We start from the raw sequence: 20364 nt of genomic DNA on the forward strand, positions 1-20364 counted from the left end.
GATGAATGTCGAATTTTTGTCGCCGGTAAAGAGCATGGTTTTGGCGCATAACGAATTATTGCCAAAACAGGCTCTTGGAAGAACAATAAGCATTCATACCGAAAAAGAGGGGTTTCCAGGACTCGAAAATATACAAATAGCCATTATTGGCATTAATGAATCCCGAAGCGAACATATAGAAAACAAGGAAGAAGTCGACCTTGCCTCTGTACGGTTGGAATTTTACAAGCTCTTTGCCGGTAACTGGCATGGTAAAATTGCAGACCTTGGCGATATCCAACCGGGCAACACATTGACCGATACGTATTACGCAGTAAGTTCTATTGTAGCCGATCTACTTAAAAAAAATATTATCCCGATAATTATTGGCGGAAGTCAGGACCTAACATATGCCGCATACCGCGCATATGATAAAATGGAGCAAATGGTAAACTTGGTTTCCATAGATAGTAAGTTCGATTTCAGTGCCTCCGATGAGTTGATAACCGAAAGTGCCTATATGAGCAAGATTATAATGGAGCAACCCAATAATTTGTTCAATTTTTCCACGGTAGGCTATCAAACATATTTTAATGCCCAAGAAGAGATAGACCTCATGGAAAAGCTGTTCTTTGATGCCTATCGCTTGGGCGAAGTTGTAAACGATATTACCATAGTAGAGCCCGTATTTAGAGATGCCGATTTGGTAAGCCTAGATGTAACGGCCATAAAGGCGGCAGAGCTGGGGCATGCGCCCAGTACCCACCCGAACGGTTTTGACGGGAGAGAGATATGTGCCATAGCCAGATATGCGGGTATAAGCGACAAAGTAACGGCCTTTGGGGTGTTTAACTATAAAAATACCGTGCAGTGCGCACAATTAACCTCACAAATTCTTTGGTATTTTATTGAAGGATACAATTTTAGAAAAAAAGATTACCCTTTTACGTCAATTGCCAATTATGTCAAGTATATCGTGCCTTTAGACGATATGGATATATGCTTTTTTAAGAGCAATATTTCAGGTAGATGGTGGATAGAAGTGCCACAAATAGAAAATTTGAATAATAAATTAAAAAGACATACGTTATTACCTTGCACACATAAAGAATATCTCGAAGCCAGCAATGGGGTAGTGCCCGAAAGATGGTGGAAAGCATATAAAAAAATGTTAGTGTAATGACCATAGAAATAACACGATATTTTAAATTGACTGTGTTTTATGGGCATTTGACAACAAAAATTAAGAGTTTATTGTTTTTTTGAAATTTATTAAATAGGTTTACCATCTTAAATCTAAGAATGTAATTTAACCTCAATTATGTATATGAAAAAGCTATTTCTATTAGCATCTGTTACATTAATATTAACCAGCTGTGGTTCTAATGACAGAGGAGAATTAGTTGGCGTTAGCGGAAAAAAATGGCATCCCGAGAAGCCCTACGGAATGTCGCTTGTCCCGGGAGGTGCCTTCATAATGGGTAGGTCTGAAGAAGACATGGCCGATGTTCTCAATGCTCCAACCAAAACCGTAACCGTACGTTCATTCTATATGGACGAGACCGAGATTACAAATAGCGAATACCGCCAGTTTGTAGAGTGGGTAAAAGATTCTATTGTTCGTACCAAATTGGCCATTTTGTCCGATGAACTCGGGGAAATCCCCGGAAATGGAGGGATAGGCGAGTATGCATTTAAAGATGCAGATACAACAGACCTTTCCGAATACGAAAAATACATGCTTTTCAACTATTCCGGAATGGGAGAGACAGGATACGAAGGAAGACGCTTGAATAAGGATGTAGACCTTATTTGGGACGTTTCGGAATATCCCGATGAGTACTATACAGAGGTTATGGATACAATGTACATTCCTGTGGAAGAATCGTACAACGGGCAACGCACCATAGACGTTACAAAATTAAAGTTTCAATACGACTGGATGGATATTCAGGCGGCTGCCAGGGCAAAAGGCGGTGGAAAACGTAAAGACTTTATCAAGCACGAAGAAGTATTGGTGTATCCAGATACTACTGCATGGATAAAAGATTTTAGCTATTCATACAACGAACCGATGCACAACGACTATTTTTGGAGTGAAGCATACAGCGATTATCCAGTAGTTGGTGTTTCCTGGAAACAAGCAAAAGCATTTTGTGCATGGAGGACAAAATATAAAAACGATTATCAAAAAGAAAAAGGAGACCAATTTGTAAATCAGTTTAGGTTACCAACAGAAGCCGAATGGGAATATGCAGCCAGAGGAGGAATTGAATCTGGAACATATCCTTGGGGTGGGCCTTATATTTTAAATAATAGAGGGTGCTTCATGGCCAACTTCAAGCCGTTAAGGGGCGATTACGCAGCAGATCAATCGCTTTATACGGTCGAAGCCGACTCATACGACCCCAACGATTATAACTTATATAACATGGCCGGTAACGTTTCTGAATGGACAAACTCTTCATACGACCCCAATTCGTACGAGTATGTTTCTACAATGAACCCTAATACTTATGATGGTGAAAACAAACGTAAGGTTATTAGAGGTGGATCGTGGAAAGATGTGGCTTACTTTTTACAAGTAAGTACAAGAGATTATGAATATCAGGATTCTGCTAGGAGCTATATTGGCTTTAGAACAGTTCAAGATTATATGGGTACAGAAGCTACCCAAAACTAAACCTAATCCAAATACTACTTATTAATAACTTAACTTAACTAAAAATTTTTATTACTATGGCACAATCAAAATCGACTAAGAAATTATTTAACATGGCCTACGGGCTTGGAGCATCAGTGGTGATTATTGGTGCGTTATTTAAAATTTTACACTGGGAGTTTGGTCCCATTAACGGAGGATTGTTACTGGCTATCGGCCTTATTACCGAAGCATTGATATTTGCTATCTCTGCTTTCGAACCTGTAGACGACGACTTAGACTGGACATTGGTTTATCCAGAATTGGCAGGTGGATCTGGCATTGCCAGAAAAAAAGATGCATTGGAGATTAAAGAAGCCGAAGGGCAACTTTCTAAGAAATTAGACGATATGCTTAAAGAAGCCAAAATAGATTCGGCATTAATGTCGAGCCTTGGGGACAGCATCAGGAATTTCGAAGGTGCCGCAAAAAATATTTCCCCTACCGCAGAAGCATTGACTTCAACAAAAAGATATAGCGAAGAGCTTTCATTGGCCGCTGCGCAAATGGAATCGTTAAACAGCTTGTATAAAGTTCAATTGGACAGTGCAAACAGGCAGGCCGCTATTCAAGAAGAAGTAGCTGCAAATGCTGGAAAGCTAAAAGATCAAATGGAGTCTTTAACAACAAACTTGTCTTCGTTAAATGGTGTATATGGCGGAATGCTTTCTGCTATGAACAGACCGGCCAATTAATTGAGTTTTATTGAAATTATAACTAAACATTAAAACCGATTAAGATATGGCAGCAGGAAATTTATCACCACGTCAAAAGATGATTAACCTTATGTATTTGGTTTTCATTGCAATGTTGGCGTTGAATATGAGTAAAGAGGTTTTGTCGGCTTTCGGACTTTTAAACGAGAAGCTTACAAACTTTAATAATAAAGCCACTGAACGTAATGCAGCTGCTTTTGCAGATTTAAAATTGAAATCTACAGAGCAACCCGAAAAATACGAAGCATTATTTGGTGAAGTGGAAAAGATCAAACAGACATCGGGGAGTTTCAACAGTTACCTGGACAGCTTAAAATCTCAAATGGTAGCCAATATAGCCCCCGAAGACCGAAGCGATTATGAAGTAATGGACAAATCCGACTTTTTGGATCAGGCATTTTTTCAAGGAGATCGTTATTCCGCAGAAGGACAGAAATTTGTAAACTATATCGATAATTTTAGAACCAGTACTATTGAAACCATCAATAAAATACCTGATTCTTTAATGAAACCTTCTCAAAAAGCCAGTTTGGTGGGGTCTATAGAAACCCGCTTTTTTACCGGCGATGAGAATGGAAAGGTCGAAAACAGAGATGGACGTCCTGTGGAATGGTTAAATTATCATTACGAAGGGTTTCCTTTAGTAGCATCTTTAACCAAAGTTACTTTGTTGCAATCTGACATTAAGACGACGCAAGACGAAATCTTAAAGGCAATGTTGCAGGGGCAAATGACTTCCGACCTTTCAATGACCAATTACACCACCTTGTTGGAGCAACCAAAATCTGCTTACTATCAAGGTGAAAAATTTGACGGGTCCATCGTTCTTGGAAGAAAAGACGCTACCACACGTCCAAACGAAGTTAAGTTGAAGCTGGACGGAAGGGACCTAAAGGAAAATGAAGATTACGTAATAGAAGACGGTCGCGTTAAACTTACGGTAAATGCCGGAAGTGCCGGAGACCATACTATTGAAGGTAATTTGATATTTAAGCAAGAAGGTGAAGAAATCGAGGTGCCCGTTTCGCAAAAATTTGCAACCATTACAAAGCCAAATGCGGCAGTAATATCGGCAGATAAAATGAACGTGGTATACCGTGGGGTTTCCAACCCGATTACCATATCAATTCCTGGTATTCCCGATAATAAAGTAAGTGCTTCCGCTTCTGGATTGAAGAAAGTTTCAGGCAGCAAATATGCAATGAACCCGGGAACCGGAAGAACGGTAACCATTTCTGCTAGCGGAACCTTGCCAGATGGACAACGTGTGTCTTCATCGTCAGAATTTAGGATTAAAGATATTCCACGTCCTTCAGGAACGGTAAGAGGGGAGTACGGCGAAATAAAAATGCCTAGAAACAACCTTGAAATATCAACCGTTGGAGCTATGCTGGAAGATTTCGACTTCGACTTAAACTTGGCCATCAGCGGATTCAAATTTAAAGTTCCAGGACAGCCAACCGTTCAGGTAAGAGGTAATAAACTGGATGGCCGTGCCAAGTCTGCACTAAAAAGAGCCGGAAGGGGCGAAGCCGTACAGATTTTTGATATTGAAGCTTACATTACCAATAACAGGTCGTATAAACTTAAAAAAGTTTCTCCTGTTGTTGTGGAGCTAACAAATTAATAAAAGATAAATGTTATGAATTGGAAGCGCATTTTATTAACTATAACAACAGTTTTAGTTTCTGCTTTAAGTTTTGGCCAGGCAAATTTGCTTAATGCAAAAACGCCGGACGAAGTAGGAGTGAAAACAGAAGACCAAATCGAGGCCGATAACGATGAGCCTCTACCATATGGATACGTAGACGACAGGGACATTCTCTGGTCTAAAACCGTATGGGAAACAATCGACTTGGACGAACGTATTAATTTCCCGTTCTATTATCCTATAGATACCATAGATATCGGGAGCGACCGTAGGTCTTTGTACGATGTTCTTATCAAGAATATTAAAAACGGAAACTTACAAGATGTATATGTAGATTCTTATTTTACCGAAAAGCGTAAATTTGGTGATTTAAGTGCTACCTTACAAAAAGTAGATACAACCGATCTTGGATACGAACAATTAAATGCCGGGGAGCAAGTTTCTGCTGAATACATCAACAGAAGAAACCTTACCGCTGCCGATATCCAAGAATGGCGTATAAAAGGTGTTTGGTATTTTGATAAGCGTCAAGGAGAACTTAAATACCGTTTGTTGGGGTTGGCTCCGGTAGCACCGGATGTTAACTTTATAGACAGTGAAGATTCTGACCTTGTTGAGCTGTTTTGGGTATGGTTTCCTAGTGCCAGAGATATCCTACACGAAGCAAAAGCTTTTAACAACCAAAATTCGGCCAGGCCTATTTCGTTCGATCAATTGTTGAATGCCAGACGTTTTAACGCGGTAATCTACAAAGAGGAAAACGTACAAGGCGATAGGTCTGTTAAAGATTACATTCCAGATAATGCCATGTTCCAACTCTTGGAGTCGCAACGATTAGAAGAGAAAATAAGGGACAAGGAACAGGATATGTGGAGTTACTAAATTTATATTTTGATTCCAATTCAAAACAAAATAACATTAAAAACCACGCATTGCGTGGTTTTTTCTTTTTAACAAATGCTATTTTTGTACCATGGTAGATTATATAATTGTTGGAATTGGGCTTGGGGGCATTGCCTTTTGCGAGCAATTAGAAAAAAACAATAAGTCGTTTATAGTTTTTGATGATAATTCCCAGCAATCTTCCAATGTAGCCGGAGGGATGTATAACCCTGTTATTTTAAAGCGTTTTACAGAAGTTTGGAAAGCAAAGGAACAATTGGAGCTGTTGGACCGCTTTTACAAAACTATTGAAGAAAAGATTTCAGAAAAAATAAATTATAAAATTCCGGTTTTAAGAAGGTTTGTATCTGTTGAAGAACAGAACATGTGGTTTGAAGCTTCCGACAAGCCCTCGTTACAGCCTTTTCTTTCTACCCAACTTGTTAAAAACAACAATAAGTGCATAGATGCTCCTCTTGGTTATGGAGAAGTGCTGCATACCGGAAGGGTAGATACCGATTTATTACAGCAGTCTTATACCGAATATTTAAACAATGGGGAGAAACTTCGTAAAGAGCGGTTTGAGTATAGCCTTTTAAAAGCCAATGACGGCTTTTTGGAATACAAAGACATAATGGCGAGACATATTGTTTTTTGTGAAGGATTTGGCCTGAAAGGCAATCCGTACTTTAATTATTTACCGTTAAATGGGACCAAAGGTGAGCTGTTGGAAATAGAAGCGCCCGGGTTAAAGTTGGATTTTGTGCTAAAATCTTCCGTATTTATTATTCCGCTAAAAAACGACCTGTATAAAATTGGCGCCACATACAAATGGAAGGATAAGTCTAATACGCCTACAGAAGAATCCCGGAAGGAATTGGAGGAAAAGCTTAGAACCTTTTTTAAATGCAATTATAAAGTGGTAAACCATGTGGCCGGAATACGCCCAACGGTAACAGACAGGAGGCCATTAATAGGCAGGCATCCAAAGTACAAAAATAGTTATGTGCTGAATGGTCTCGGGAGCCGTGGCGTTATGATTGCCCCGTATGTAGCCCAAAAATTATTCAATTATATCGAGCGCGGAACATTGCTGGATGCCGAAATTGACATTGCGCGTTTTCAAAAAAAATGGACAGGGTAATCTGGTTGATGTTTTGCGCATAACAATCTCTATTTCCATAAAACCAATCTTTTATGCTTGCGAAGCTTGATGTTTTTCTACTGCTTTGGGATCGTATTTAAAGAAAAAATTAATCCAGATATTTCTGGACAAACGCATAATTATGGGCATAAAAACAACCAAGGTGCCTATAATGGCAAAAAAAGCGGTTTTTACGCTGGTGCCAATAAAAAGATAAGAAATAACAAAAGCAGCCACCGCAAATGCGGTACCAACACCATAACTTACATACATGGCCCCGTAAAAAAAGGAAGGTTCTATTTTATATTTCGTACCGCAGTGAGAGCAATGCTCGTTCATATGGATGGTTTCGCCGGGATTGTACATGTTTTTGCTTACATACATGCTTTCTTCTTGGCATTTAGGACAACTTCCTGTTAAAATACTGTATAATTTGCTTCCTTTTTTTAACATTTGCAGAAATTTTATGTAAAAATACTATTTTCTAGTATTGTTTCATGTAACAATTATTGCAAAAATGTTGAACGTCCACAACCTTTCTATCTCTTTTGGGGGAGAATATTTATTTGAAGAAATTGCTTTTAGGCTAAACGCAGGAGACCGGGTTGGGCTAATTGGGAAAAATGGTGCCGGAAAGTCCACAATGCTCAAGTTGCTATCAAAAGAAATGGAACCCGACAGCGGCGTGATTTCTAATGATAAAGATGTTAAAATTGGCTTTTTAAAGCAGGATATCGATTTTAAATTGGGGAATACCGTTTTAGAAGAATCGTACCAGGCCTTTGAAGAAATAAAAACCATGGAGCTTCAGCTGGATAAAATTAATAACCAACTTGCCGAAAGAACGGATTACGAAAGTGAGTCTTACAACCAGCTCATGATCGATTTAAGCGACCTAACACACCGCTACGAAATAATGGGCGGTTATAATTACCAAGGAAAAACAGAACGTGTATTATTGGGGCTGGGTTTTAAACGCGAAGATTTCAATAAGCTTACAGATACTTTTTCGGGTGGGTGGCGTATGCGTATCGAGCTTGCTAAGTTATTGCTTCAAGACAATGATGTGCTTTTGCTGGATGAGCCCACAAACCATTTGGACATAGAATCCATTATTTGGCTGGAACAGTTTTTAAGGGCCTACGGCGGTGTTGTTGTGATAGTTTCCCACGATAAAATGTTTTTGGACAATGTTACGAACCGGACGATTGAAATTTCTTTAGGAAAAGCTTATGATTATAGCAAACCTTATTCCGAATATTTGGAACTCCGCTCTGAAATGCGGGAATTACAGCTAAATGCACAAAAAAATCAGGAAAAGCAAATTCAGCAAACCGAAAAGCTCATTGAAAAATTCCGTGCAAAAGCCTCAAAGGCATCCATGGCGCAATCGTTAATTAAAAAACTGGACAAGGTAGAACGGATTGAGGTAGATGAAGAAGACACCGCAGTAATGAAGGTACGCTTCCCAGTATCTATTCAGCCGGGAAAAGTTGTGGTTGAGGCCGAAGATGTGGGGAAGAATTATGGCAACAAGGAAGTCTTAAAAGGTGTTGACATGCTTATAGAAAGAAATTCCAAAACAGCATTTGTAGGCCAAAATGGGCAGGGAAAAACAACGTTGGCAAAAATTATTGTAGATGAGATAAAGCATACCGGAAAATTAAAGCTGGGCCATAATGTGCAATTGGGGTATTTTGCCCAAAACCAGGCCGAATATCTGGATGGGGAAAAGACCATTCTGGATACCATGTTGGATGAAGCCCGTGACGATAACCGGTCTAAAGTGCGCGATATGCTGGGCTCCTTTTTATTTAGGGGAGATGATGTTGATAAAAAGGTAAAAGTATTGTCAGGTGGGGAAAGGAACAGATTGGCACTTTGTAAAATGCTCTTGCATCCGTTTAATGTGTTGGTTATGGACGAACCTACAAACCATTTGGACATTAAATCTAAAAATGTTTTAAAGGAGGCCCTGAAGAATTTTGAAGGGACTTTGATTTTGGTTTCGCACGACCGTGATTTCTTGCAGGGTTTAACAGATAGTGTTTATGAGTTTAGGGATAAAAAAATAAAGCAGTTCCTGGGCGATATTAATTATTACTTGGAACAAAGAAAGGTAGAAGATTTTAGGGAAGTAGAGAAAAAAACAAAAGTTGTAGCCGAAAAGGTTGAGAAAAAAGAAAAAAAGCTATCTTTTGATGAGCAGAAAGTCTTAAAAACATTGAGCAACAAAATTAGCAAGCTCGAAACCAATATTGCAGATCTTGAAAAAGAAATAGCGGTTATCGACAAGAAATTGCTTACAAACCATGATGAAATGGTAGCCGAGCCAGGTTTTTTTGAAGCATACAATGCCAAGAAAAAACAATTGGAAACCCAAACCGAAGAATGGTATTTATTAACCGAAGAACTACAAAGTTTATCCTAAAAGTGCATTTCATCGAAAAAATATGCATTTAACAGATAATTTAGCTAACTTGTATGTATATTCGTGGCATAGATCAACTAAGTGTACTATACATTTTTTTTTGAATGTTCCACTTACAATTGTTCCATATTTTAGTTAGTTTGTTTGATTGATTTACAGAGTGTTAGTTGGTTACTAACACTCTTTTTTTGTTCGTTGCTTTCGATTTTAATTAAAATACCAAGTTGTTAGGCATGATTTGCAGTGTTTTGTAATAATTAATTAAGTCTTGAACGGTATGTTTGAACATTTTTTTCAATGTCCGTATTGTTGGGAAGAAATTTCCATGCTCTTGGATCCCTCGGTAAACCAAACATATGTGGAAGATTGCGAGGTATGTTGCAACCCAATAGAAATTACGGCAAAATTTGAGGAAGGGGAATTAATGGTGTTTAGTGCAGAAAGTATTGAACAGTAATTAACTTATGCCCAAATATGGGCTTCTAGCCCCGATTGAGCCAATTACCCTGCCCCGTCCGGGAGGAACGGGGCATGTATGGGTGAAAGCGGGCAAATGCCTTGGCTACAAACCCAGACCTATGGGCTCCTACTTATTTTTTAAATATTGAATTTCGCTTTTAAGCTCTGTAATGGATTGTTGTATTTGCGAAAGTGCAATATTGCCTGCATCCCCGTCCAGTTCCATGCTTATTTTACTTTTTACTTCCCATAATTCCTGAATGTCAAAAGTGTTGATGGTAATTGGCGGGTATTCGGGGTTTAATGAAATTAAGGATAAGTGCTCGTTGTTGTCGTGCTTTTGTACTTTTTTCACGAGTACGCTGTCGTGCAGGACCACTACGCATATAGCGTGATTGTTGAGCATGTTTACATTTTCTACCGATTTTCCCAAAACCCATTCTTTGGGGTGCAGACCGGGCAACATACTGTCGCCTTCTACCTGAAAGCCCCTATAGGTAGCATTTCTGTACTCGGGGAGGGGAAGGGTGAAAGCGGGGAGCTCTTCGTACCAGTCCAGATCCTGAATGTTGTGCGGATAACCCGCGGCGGCTTTTACATTTACCAAGACAATACCATCGTTGTTTTCGGGGGTGACGGTAAGTATTTTTGGCGCGGTATTGACCGTTGTACTTAATTCTTTTTGGTTGCTTTTTCCATAGAGCCATAAGGGGTTTACCTTAAACTGTTCCATGAGCTCGACTACAATGCTGCCGGAGATTTTTGATTTGCCCCTTTCGATATCGGCCGTAGAACTTTTAATGCCGAGGGTTTCTGCAAAGGTTTGCTGGGTAAAATTATATTTTTCCCTTATTTCTTTAAAGCGTGTTACTTCTATAGGAAGTTTAGATTTCATGTTTGTATGATGAATTAAATACAATATGCAATGTAAATATATAAAAAATTTAGGAATAATTCCTTTTTATTGGAATAATTCCATATATTTGAATCGGTTATTGGTAATAACATTGGCTAATTTAAAGAAAGATATGAAGAATGCATTATTAAATATTGGAATATTTCCAAAAACAGGAGCGTCAATTTTTACCAAGTTTTTTAAAAGAACTAAAAGAAAAACAACTATGAATACAATTTTAATTTACGATGGCAGTTTTATTGGGTTTTTGTCGGCCGTTTACAAAGTTTTTGATGAAAACATAAAAGAAGTTTCCATAGTGAAACCCAAGCATTATGTTCCCGATATGTTTTCGGAAACCGTAAACGTATCTTCTTCTGAAATATATTCCAAGCGGGTCTGGAAATCTTTGGAGGTGAAGCTAACAAAACATGGTGCGAATGAATTGTATAAAGCTTTTTTAAGCGAAATTAAGGGTACGGAAGATGCTTTGTTGAAATATATTGTGCATGTATATGCTACAGAATCTTTTAGGTATACCGATATGCCCGATGCCAATACACTTCGGGTCTCCCAAGTTGCCAGAATGGTAGACAGGGAATTGGGGCATATTAAAAATTTTTTGGTTTTTAAAACAACAAGAACCGGTATGGAAGTGGCTACCATAAATTCTAATTTTAATATGTTACCGCTTATCGGGAATTATTTTAAAAGAAAATACCCCAATAAAAAATGGCTTATTTACGACCAGCGCAGAAACTACGGCCTGTATTTTAATACCAAAGAGATTGACCGCGTGCACTTGTCCATAGACGACCAATTGAAAGTCTTTGAGGAAAACAATGCAATGTTCTATGTTAATTTACAAAATAAGCCATTTTATGGGCTTGCCAAAAGCAACAATAAAGCCGAGATAAATTGTTGATTATACGTTGGGCAATTCCCACCCATTGTGGTAATTGGCCTTTGTAAGTTGGTTGGCGCGGGCATTGTCTTTAAACTGCTCCTTTGTGGCGTCCCAATATATTTTTTCGCCGGTTTTATAGGCAATATTGCCCATATGTGCATTAATGGCAGCAATACTTCCGGTCTCTATACCACAATTTAAATTATTGGTTTCTCCTTTAATGGCATTAACGAAGTTTTGGGCATGGACGTCAAGGGCATTGTTTTTTCCCGGAATAAAATCTACTTTTTCTGTTCTTGGCACTCTTTTGCCGTCTTGGTCCTGAGTTTCTGGAATTACTTCCCAACCTTGCCTGTTTACTACCAGCGTCCCGTTATTGCCAATAAAGGCAATCCCTTCGGATTTTCCGTAGTTGCCACCGTCGATTCCTGTGGCATGTTCCCAAAGTAAGTTGAAATTTTCAAATTCGTATACGGTCTGTAAAGTGTCGGGGGTTTCAGAGGCATTGTTTGGATAGGCAAATTTCCCACCGGATGCAAGAATAGATTTAGGGGCTTTTACGTTCATGGCAAACAAAGCAATATCTATTTCATGTACGCCCCAATCTGTCATTAAACCACCTGCATAATCCCAGAACCATCTAAAGTTAAAATGAAACCGGTTTTTGTTAAAAGGCCTTTCTGGTGCGGGTCCAAGCCACATTTTATAATCTACTCCCTTTGGCGGTGCAGAATCGGGAACTACAGGAACTGGTTTCATCCAACCTTGATACGACCAACATTTTACAAGCCTTATATTTCCCAGTTTGCCCGATTGCACATATTTTATGGCTTCATCATATTGAGAGCCGCTTCGTTGCCATTGACCAACTTGTACTATCCGGCCGTATTTTTTTGCGGCCTTCACCATTACATTGCATTCCTCGATGCTATTGGCTATTGGTTTTTCTTGGTACACATGCTTTCCTGCTTCGCAAGCATCCACCATATTTAAACAATGCCAATGATCTGGCGTTCCTATAATAACAGCATCAATATCTTTGTTTTCAAGCATTTTACGGTAATCGGTATATAGTTTTGGAGTTGTATTGCGCAACTCCTTTACATTGGCGGCCCTTTTATCGAGTACATTTTGGTCGATGTCGGCCAGCGCGATGCAGTTTACCTCCGGGATGTTTAAATGGGCACTCATGTCGCTCCAGCCCATCCCGTTACAGCCAATTACGCCAAAGTTTATCTGGTCGTTAGGGCCCACTTTTTGTTGTAGCGCGGTTAATGTGTTTGCAGATAGGTAATTGGCCATGCCAAGTCCGGTAAGGGCTAAGGATGAATTTTTGATAAATTTTCTTCTGCTGGTATGCTTTGTCATATTACAATGTTTTGGTTGGTTTTACTATATATAACCCCGATAACCAAAGATGGCACGAGCTTATAGGTTTAAATATAAGTAAAATATACTTATATAAAATAAAAAGAGTTTTATAGTAGCTGGTTGTTTTTGTAATATTGTTGTAAAAGGGCTGTACTATATTTACAGCAAGTAAACAAGCAAAAAGGTAAATAAGTCTACTATGTATTTTATGAGGTGAAGCATGATTTGATTTTTTTTGATGATGAATAAACCCTTTTGATTTGATGATTTATGATGAATAACGGTTTTTATACTGAATAGGAGTAAGTCCGGTATATTTTTTAAAAATGGCCCTAAAAGATTTAGGGTCCGAATAACCTACGCTGAACATAATTTCACTTATATTTTTTTGATTTATCTCTAATAACTTTTTTGCGGCCTCTACTTTTACACGTTGGTGATATTCAATAACCGTAAAATGAGTTATCCTTTTAAACCGCCTTTGAAAAGTACGACGGGGTAATTTTGTTAGCATACATATTTGGTCTAGTGTAATCCCTTGAGTGTAATTTTTTTCAATATATTCTTGAGCTTCCAGCACCTTATCGTCTTTATGGCTTTTGTTGCCATTAAAAATAAAGAATTGCGATTGGTCGTTTAGGTTTGGTTCCACCTCAAAATATTTTGCCGTATGCAGGGCCACTTCTGGACAGGTAAATTTTTTTACTAAATAAATCAATAAATTCCAATAAGTATTGGCGCCACCGCTTGTGTAGATTCCCTGCGTGTCTGTAACCGTTTTATGGTGCTTTAGTTTTACTAGCGGATAACGCTCTCTAAATTGGTTTAGTGTTTTCCAGTGGGTGGAGCATTCCTTGCCATTTAAGAGCCCGGTTTCGGCCAAAAGAAAGGCACCCACACAAAGGCTTGCAATATCGGCACCGTTTTTATATTGATGCTTTACCCATTTAATGGTTTTTGCGTTTACATTTATGGACGCTTCCATTTTTCCGCTGGTGGGCGGGATTATTATCAAGTCGAATAATTCTTTTTCCTCAAATGTATGATCTGCCTGAATGGTATAAAGATTGTCGTTTAGACTTATTTCTGGTGTCTCTGCAATTAGCCTGACATCAAAAGACGGCGGCTTGCCAATTTCTTTTAAAAATGTATTTACCATTTTAAACATATACCGGGTATTGCCTATGGCCGCAATAATGCTATAATGTGGAACGAGTACACCAACTTTTTTCATGTTGCTAAGGTATTGATAAACAATGGCATAATCAACCCCTTAAAATGTCGTTAGTGCCAATTATGGTTAGAATGACCATAAAAAAAGGAGGGTGTTTTTATTAATCAACCCCCCTCCTTTTGTTTGGAATAAATCAAAAAATTTATTGCAATAACCACATTTCGGCATTTGTATTATCCCCGTTTGGATATTGGCGTTGAATGGCATCGGTTAAGTTATTTCCATTATTAACGGCTTCATCTGCTGGATACATCCATCGTTTTGGAATTTTAGCGTTGTTTAAAATTCCTTCTCCATCGGTGTTAAATTCTGGAAATCCGGTTCTTCTTTGCTCATAAAATATTTGCCACCCAGTATTTAAAAACATTGAAATGTGTTTTTGGGTTAAAATTGTTTCTATTTCATTTCCTGGTGAAAGCTGAATGTCAGGATTGTTTAAATAGTCGTTAAAATTAGAAATATTATAAAACTCCATAGATGCAGAAATGCCATTTTTATAATGAATATCAATATCGGCCGATATCCAATTTCTGGCAACTGCTTCAGCTAAAATAAATTCTAATTCCGCATAGCTTATTAATAAGCTTGATTCGTTCTCCGGATCTGTAAAATATCGGGGATGAACCCTGGAAGCTTCACCAGCAACAGCCTTGCTTGTGTTATCATTAAGATCTCCACTTCCATAAAGTCCACCATATGCAGAAAAATCGGTATTTGGTAAATCGGCGGCATTCGGTTTCTTTTCTGCAAATGCGAACAAGCGGGGGTCCTCAAAATTTTGGAGGCGCTCGACAAAACTTTCTTCCATGTAATAGGCTGTTTGTAAGTCGTTGTTATTTTGCAATGGGTATCTGTTATCCTGTATATTGTAATAATTTAATGCGGCATTATCTTCATTCGATTCAAAAATAGGGTATTTACCAGGGTTGGTATATACTTCGTTAAATCGGGCAACTATGTTTAATTCATCATTCCCTTCTTTTATGGAAAGATTCATTAAAACCCTTAAATAATATGAATTAATGAGCTTTCTCCATTTTAACTTATCGCCATTGTATATAATATCGCCAAGTATGGTTTCTTCATTAGTGGCCAGTTCGTTGTTTGCATCCTTTAAGTCATTTAAAACCTTAAGATAAATTGATTTCTGTGTATCATATACTGGAGTATAATTGTTTTCGGTTGCTTGAATGGCATCAGAATATGGTACATCACCAAACACCTCGGTAAGCGATATAATAAAGTATGAATTGAAAAATTTACCCAAGATTTGATAAACCCCCGATTCGGTTCTTTGAGCTTCTTCCATCATTTTGGATACCTGTTTAAGGTTGTCATAATCATCGTACCCGGCACGTTGCCAGTTGTAATACTGGTTTGAATTTACCCCATTGGTGTACGTTAAGTAGCGACTTGCCAGAGCGGCAGATAAACTTATATTGTTAAAAGCCTGAATTTCAATATTTGTTAGAAGTAGTTCCGGGCTTACTTCTGTGGCCCTGTTGGGGTCGTCTTGTAAATCTTCTGTTTTGCTACAACTGTTTATGGTTAAGAAAACGAGAAAGCATATAAAGGATGTTGTTATTTTTTTCATTTTAATTAAAATTTGGCATTAATATTAAATCCGATACTGCGAGTGGAAGGTGCTTGTAAATTATCTTTTCCAGAATCTGGGTCTACATTTGGAATGTCTGAAGAAAGCCATAGGTTTCTTCCAACAAACGAAAGGCTCAAGTTGGAAAGAGGCATTTTATCAATAATAGCTTTTCCAAAAGTATAAGTAAGGGTAACTTCCCTAAGTTTAATAAAGGTCTCTTTGTAGTAATGATAATTTTTATTTTGATTATTGCTGGTTGTTTGCATGTAGTTGATATAGTTTACAGCAACATCATTTGGTGCATATTCGCGTGTGTCGTTTACAATGTTTCCATTTACGTCATATTCAACCGAGCCACCAATAACCTTTACGCCCGGGGCAATAAATGTGCTTTCTCCATTATTGGCATCGTCCCTAAACTGGTTTACAGTGCCCGGGGCTGTACCTCCCCACCACATTTTTTGGTTGGTGGTAGAATACATAAGGCCATTGATGCGGCCGTCGAAAAGAAATGATAGATTAAAATTTTTATAGGAAATGTTGTTGGAAATCCCATAAGTCCAATCGGGTTCATCATAGCCTATATAGCGTTGATATGGGTCGGATACCGGGAAACCATTCTCTAAAATGAGTTCTCCATTTTCATTGGTTTGATAAACATTTGCATAAATTTTGTCGGTACGGTCGCCTACACGGATAAAACCTTCTGTTTGTTCTTTATTGCCATATATTTCTTCTTGATAACGCCTATACTGACTTAAGTTAATTTGAGTGTTCCATTGAAAATTTTCATTTTTAATAGGGGAAGCATCTAGTGTAAATTCAATTCCTTTTCGTTTGAATACATCGCCATTTAATAGCAAACTTGTATATCCCGACGTTTCAGAAAGCGGGCTGTAAATAAGATTGTTGTAGTCCCTTGCTTGATAATAAGCAACATCCAAACCTAATCGGTTTTGAAAAAACCTAATATAGGAACCTATTTCCCAAGTGTCTGAGGTTTCTGGTTTTAAATTAGGAGACAATAGCGCGCTTCCAAAATAAGCCGAAGGTGTTCCATCCCAACTCGTACCTTTTTCATAGGCTTGAATATGGCTATATGGATTGTTGGATTGTTTGTCTATTTTTCCTTCGGATACCCGGGACCAAGAGCCCCTTAACTTAGCAAAAGAAGCCCAACTTGGAAGGTCGAATATGCTTGAGAGCACCACAGAACCTGAAATTGACGGGTAAAAGAAAGAATTATTTCCTTCGGGAAGACTGGATACTTTGTCGTTCCTTCCCGTAAAAGTAAGATAAAAAGCATTGTAAAACTCAAGATCTACAAAGCCGTAAAAACTATGAATGGTTTCTTTGGTTATGTCATTTTCCCCAAATAGCGTAGCTCCCGAATTATTGTCAAGATTATAAAAGCCCGGTATGTTTAACCCGTCGGTTGCAGTAGAATGATACGTTGAGTTTCTATAATAATTTGCATAAGCAAACTCGCCATTTATAGAAATGTCTTCAGTAAGGTCGTTTTCATATTTTATACCAAGCTCACTTGTAATGTCGAAATAATTAGAGTCTTCAACGGTAAAGTTGCCTCTGGATTTATCTCCATACCCAATATAACTCTTAGGTTCTTTATAAGTTCTGTATAAGCTGTAAATATTTGCCCCGCTACGTCCTTTTAAGCTAAACTCTGGGGTAATATTATATTCAAAATTAATATTTCCAAAAACATTATCTTTATTATATCCTCTTAAATATTCGAAAGCCTGAAAGTAAGGGTTATTGTAATAAGAAACGTTGAAATGCCTTTGCTGATAGCCTTCTTGACCCTCTCTCCAATAATTTTTTAAATCGTTTACATCTACATCTACTCCCGTCCAAAGAATTAAATTATAAAGATAGTTTGTTGGCCCATATCCTACTTCGGGAAAATTGTTGGTGTATTGTTTATTATAGGTTAAGGTGGAGTTTACCTTAAAATTATCTGATGGGTTTATGGATCCACCAACGCTAAAAGATGTGTTTTTTAAATCGGTATTGGGAACAATTCCTTTTTGGTATACATTGGAAAGCGACATCCTATAACTGGCTTTTTCGCTTCCCCAATCTACACTTATGTTATTGGATTGAATAAGGCCGGTTCTAAAAAAATCGTCGATATTATTTTTGCCTCTACTTATATATGGAATTGGAATCAGCTCACCAGTTTGAGGGTCTATAGGGCTATTGTATTGTGTTGTTTCCACATAGCCGCTAGGGGTGGAGGGGTCTAATTGGTCTAGTTTTGGCCCCCAAATCCAGCCACCGCCTTCGGTACCCGAGCCACTTCCGTCCACATAAGCATATACCCCTTGATTACCGTTTCCGTAGGTAGTCTGTACATCGGGCACCTTAATAAAGGAAGGTTGAAACATGGTTGAATTGTTAAAGGAAACAGACATTTTGCCTTTTTTGCCTTTTTTTGTAGTAATCATAATGGCGCCATTTCTTCCTGCCGAACCATATAATGCAGATGCGGTGGCACCTTTTAACACACTTACGTTTTCGATATCGTCGGTATTTACTTTCCAAATATCGGTTGTCCTGTCTGGAATTCCATCAATCACCAGCAAAGGGCTAGCGCCCCGTAAATTGATTTCTGGATTTTGGAATAAATCTGTTGAGTTTTTTACAGTTAAGCCAGCCACCCGGCCCGAAAGGGAGTTTACAAAATTAGCTTCTTTTGCTTTTTCCAAACTTTCGCCATCAACTTCTTGTACGGCATATCCTAATGCTTTCTTTTCCTTTTTTATGCCTAATGCAGTAACTACAACTTCATTTAGTTGTTCAGAGTCCTCTTGCATAACTATATTTATAGTGTTTTCCCCATTCAAGGCAATAGTCTGCGTTTTAAACCCGATGTACGAAAAAATAATAGAATCGTCGTCTTTAGCTTGAATACTGTAATTTCCGTCAAAATCTGAGACAGTTCCTCCAACGGAATTCTGAATGCTTATGTTTACACCGCCCAAAGGGATGTTGTTTTGGTCTGTTATAGTACCCGAAATTGTGTTTTGCGAAAACCCAATAGCTGTAATTAGTAACAGGATTGAAAGAATAATTCTTTTTTTCATTGGTTTTTTTAGATTAGTAGTTATTTGATTATCCATGTATTGATGCTGTTGTTGTTGGTTTCTAAAACTATTTTGTAGAATTTAGAGTCGTTTTTCCCTAACTTTTTGGTGTAATGTTCTTTGCTTAGGTTTACAGTGCCCAATAGCCGGTATTGATCTTTTCCGCCAGTATTAAAATTGTTGGTTTCAGCGATATATAATTTTCCTTCTGAATTGTTCTGATTAATATTTTTCCAACTTACCTCAAGTTTCCCATCATGTATGTTTGCCTTTAGATTAATAGCATTAACAGGATTGATTAATGAAACCCCATCGATTTCATATTGAATGTCTTTATCAACATTTATATCTAGAAAGTCGATCATGGTAGGGAGAATGTCGACTATCCCGGGCGTTTCATTATTAAAATATTGATTGGTGTTTTTTATGTTGGTAACAATCCATGTGCTTCTTTCCCTGTCTGTTTGCCCTCCATGGTGCTTACCGTCTTTGACGGTTCTTCCGTGGTCGGTTGTAACAAGTAACATCCATTCTTCATCGTGGCTGGCCTCGCGTTCTTTAATCGAGTTCCAGATGGAACCAATAAGTTTGTCTTCAAATTCAATGGCATTGTACAATTGAGGGCTGTCTCCATATTTATGACCTATATCATCTGAAAATTCCAAATAAACCCACGATAGGTCGGGCCCTTTCTCTTTAATATACCTTGCGGCTTCATGAGCTACTTTTTTGTCGATATCCTTAATATATTTCCGTGCATCGTCATGTGGATAAGCAATGGTGTCTAATTCAAATCCGTCATAGGCATAATCCAGTTTTATGTAATTTGTTTGCGGAAGGCTGTCGCCAATAAGTTTGGTTCTGTTGTCCAACCAAGTTGAAAATATGGCAGTTTGTTTATCTGGAAATTGATTTTCAAACAGTCTAAAAATAGTTGGATAGTTATAATTTGGGTTTTTTATGCCATTTCCATATACATTATGCTTATTTACCCAAGTACCGGTAAGCAAGCTGTTGTACCCTACAGCCGAAATGGTTGGCGTTTCGGAATAGGTACCTACAAGGCCGCCAACATATGCTTCAGTAAAACTGCCTTGATTAGAGATATTGTCCAGATTGGGGGTATTAGCCTTTTGTAGCATGTTGAAGGCAATGCCGTCTACAATAATAAAAACAACCTTTTTTTCTTGAGCAAGAACAGTATTGATCAATACTAAAAAGGTGAGAACCGAGAGTGGTAATTGTTTGATTTTCATCTTGACTTGGTTTAAGTTTTTAATTGGGTTAAAT

Annotated in this window: 16 protein-coding genes; 9 read left to right on the forward strand and 7 right to left on the reverse strand. The window is 38.1% G+C overall.

All coding sequences use genetic code 11. The features are described from left to right. Window position 1: 1 nt before the first annotated feature. The 6 genes from PSF86_RS17025 to PSF86_RS17050 all read left to right on the forward strand — a co-directional run bounded on the left by PSF86_RS17025 (window position 2) and on the right by PSF86_RS17050 (window position 7073). Window positions 2-1159 (forward strand): formimidoylglutamase, encoded by a 1158-nt coding sequence (locus PSF86_RS17025; protein WP_277901292.1) that lies wholly within the window; start codon window positions 2-4, stop codon window positions 1157-1159. A gap of 147 nt (window positions 1160-1306) precedes the next feature. Further along, entirely contained in the window at window positions 1307-2662 is a 1356-nt protein-coding gene (gene porK / locus PSF86_RS17030; protein WP_277901293.1) for a T9SS ring complex lipoprotein PorK/GldK, read from the forward strand. A 56-nt stretch (window positions 2663-2718) separates the two neighbouring features. After that, a complete protein-coding gene (gene porL / locus PSF86_RS17035) occupies window positions 2719-3375 on the forward strand; it encodes a type IX secretion system motor protein PorL/GldL (protein ID WP_277901294.1) in 657 nt (218 codons plus the stop codon). A gap of 46 nt (window positions 3376-3421) precedes the next feature. After that, on the forward strand, window positions 3422-5023 hold the full coding sequence (gene porM / locus PSF86_RS17040) for a type IX secretion system motor protein PorM/GldM (RefSeq protein ID WP_277901295.1): 1602 nt from the start codon (window positions 3422-3424) through the stop codon (window positions 5021-5023). Window positions 5024-5038: 15 nt separating this feature from the next. Further along, the gene (porN, locus tag PSF86_RS17045) at window positions 5039-5929 is read left to right on the forward strand and encodes a type IX secretion system ring subunit PorN/GldN (protein WP_277901296.1); all 891 of its coding nucleotides are present in this window, start codon (window positions 5039-5041) and stop codon (window positions 5927-5929) included. Between the two features lie 91 nt (window positions 5930-6020). Then, window positions 6021-7073: an NAD(P)/FAD-dependent oxidoreductase gene (locus PSF86_RS17050; RefSeq protein WP_277901297.1), complete on the forward strand. Its 1053-nt coding sequence runs from the start codon at window positions 6021-6023 to the stop codon at window positions 7071-7073. A gap of 51 nt (window positions 7074-7124) precedes the next feature. Here the strand turns inward: PSF86_RS17050 and PSF86_RS17055 are convergent, their stop codons facing one another. After that, complete coding sequence (locus PSF86_RS17055) at window positions 7125-7526, reverse strand: DUF983 domain-containing protein (protein ID WP_277901298.1); 402 nt, start codon at window positions 7524-7526, stop codon at window positions 7125-7127. Between the two features lie 64 nt (window positions 7527-7590). Between PSF86_RS17055 and abc-f the strand changes: the two genes are divergently transcribed. Continuing rightward, entirely contained in the window at window positions 7591-9504 is a 1914-nt protein-coding gene (gene abc-f, locus PSF86_RS17060; RefSeq protein WP_277901299.1) for a ribosomal protection-like ABC-F family protein, read from the forward strand. A 277-nt stretch (window positions 9505-9781) separates the two neighbouring features. After that, entirely contained in the window at window positions 9782-9961 is a 180-nt protein-coding gene (locus PSF86_RS17065; protein WP_277901300.1) for a CPXCG motif-containing cysteine-rich protein, read from the forward strand. 129 nt (window positions 9962-10090) lie between these two features. Here the strand turns inward: PSF86_RS17065 and PSF86_RS17070 are convergent, their stop codons facing one another. After that, window positions 10091-10858, reverse strand: coding sequence for a LexA family transcriptional regulator (locus PSF86_RS17070; RefSeq protein ID WP_277901301.1), 768 nt, complete (start codon window positions 10856-10858; stop codon window positions 10091-10093). A gap of 226 nt (window positions 10859-11084) precedes the next feature. Here PSF86_RS17070 and PSF86_RS17075 point away from each other — a divergent pair, with 226 nt between their 5' ends. After that, a complete protein-coding gene (locus PSF86_RS17075; protein ID WP_277901302.1) occupies window positions 11085-11783 on the forward strand; it encodes a TIGR03915 family putative DNA repair protein in 699 nt (232 codons plus the stop codon). On the opposite strand, the gene PSF86_RS17080 is transcribed toward PSF86_RS17075, so the two are convergent. From PSF86_RS17080 to PSF86_RS17100, 5 genes are all read right to left on the reverse strand, one after another. Further along, window positions 11784-13133, reverse strand: coding sequence for a Gfo/Idh/MocA family protein (locus PSF86_RS17080; RefSeq protein ID WP_277901303.1), 1350 nt, complete (start codon window positions 13131-13133; stop codon window positions 11784-11786). It abuts the gene before it with no gap. A gap of 271 nt (window positions 13134-13404) precedes the next feature. Next, window positions 13405-14370 (reverse strand): GlxA family transcriptional regulator, encoded by a 966-nt coding sequence (locus PSF86_RS17085; RefSeq protein ID WP_277901304.1) that lies wholly within the window; start codon window positions 14368-14370, stop codon window positions 13405-13407. Between the two features lie 142 nt (window positions 14371-14512). After that, the gene (locus PSF86_RS17090; RefSeq protein WP_277901305.1) at window positions 14513-15964 is read right to left on the reverse strand and encodes a SusD/RagB family nutrient-binding outer membrane lipoprotein; all 1452 of its coding nucleotides are present in this window, start codon (window positions 15962-15964) and stop codon (window positions 14513-14515) included. Window positions 15965-15969: 5 nt separating this feature from the next. Beyond that, on the reverse strand, window positions 15970-19074 hold the full coding sequence (locus PSF86_RS17095) for a SusC/RagA family TonB-linked outer membrane protein (RefSeq protein ID WP_277901306.1): 3105 nt from the start codon (window positions 19072-19074) through the stop codon (window positions 15970-15972). Between the two features lie 20 nt (window positions 19075-19094). Further along, window positions 19095-20330: an alkaline phosphatase family protein gene (locus PSF86_RS17100; protein ID WP_277901307.1), complete on the reverse strand. Its 1236-nt coding sequence runs from the start codon at window positions 20328-20330 to the stop codon at window positions 19095-19097. Window positions 20331-20364 lie beyond the last annotated feature (34 nt).

Source organism: Galbibacter pacificus (genome assembly GCF_029603165.1).
In the GTDB taxonomy this organism is placed as follows: Bacteria; Bacteroidota; Bacteroidia; order Flavobacteriales; family Flavobacteriaceae; genus Galbibacter; species Galbibacter pacificus.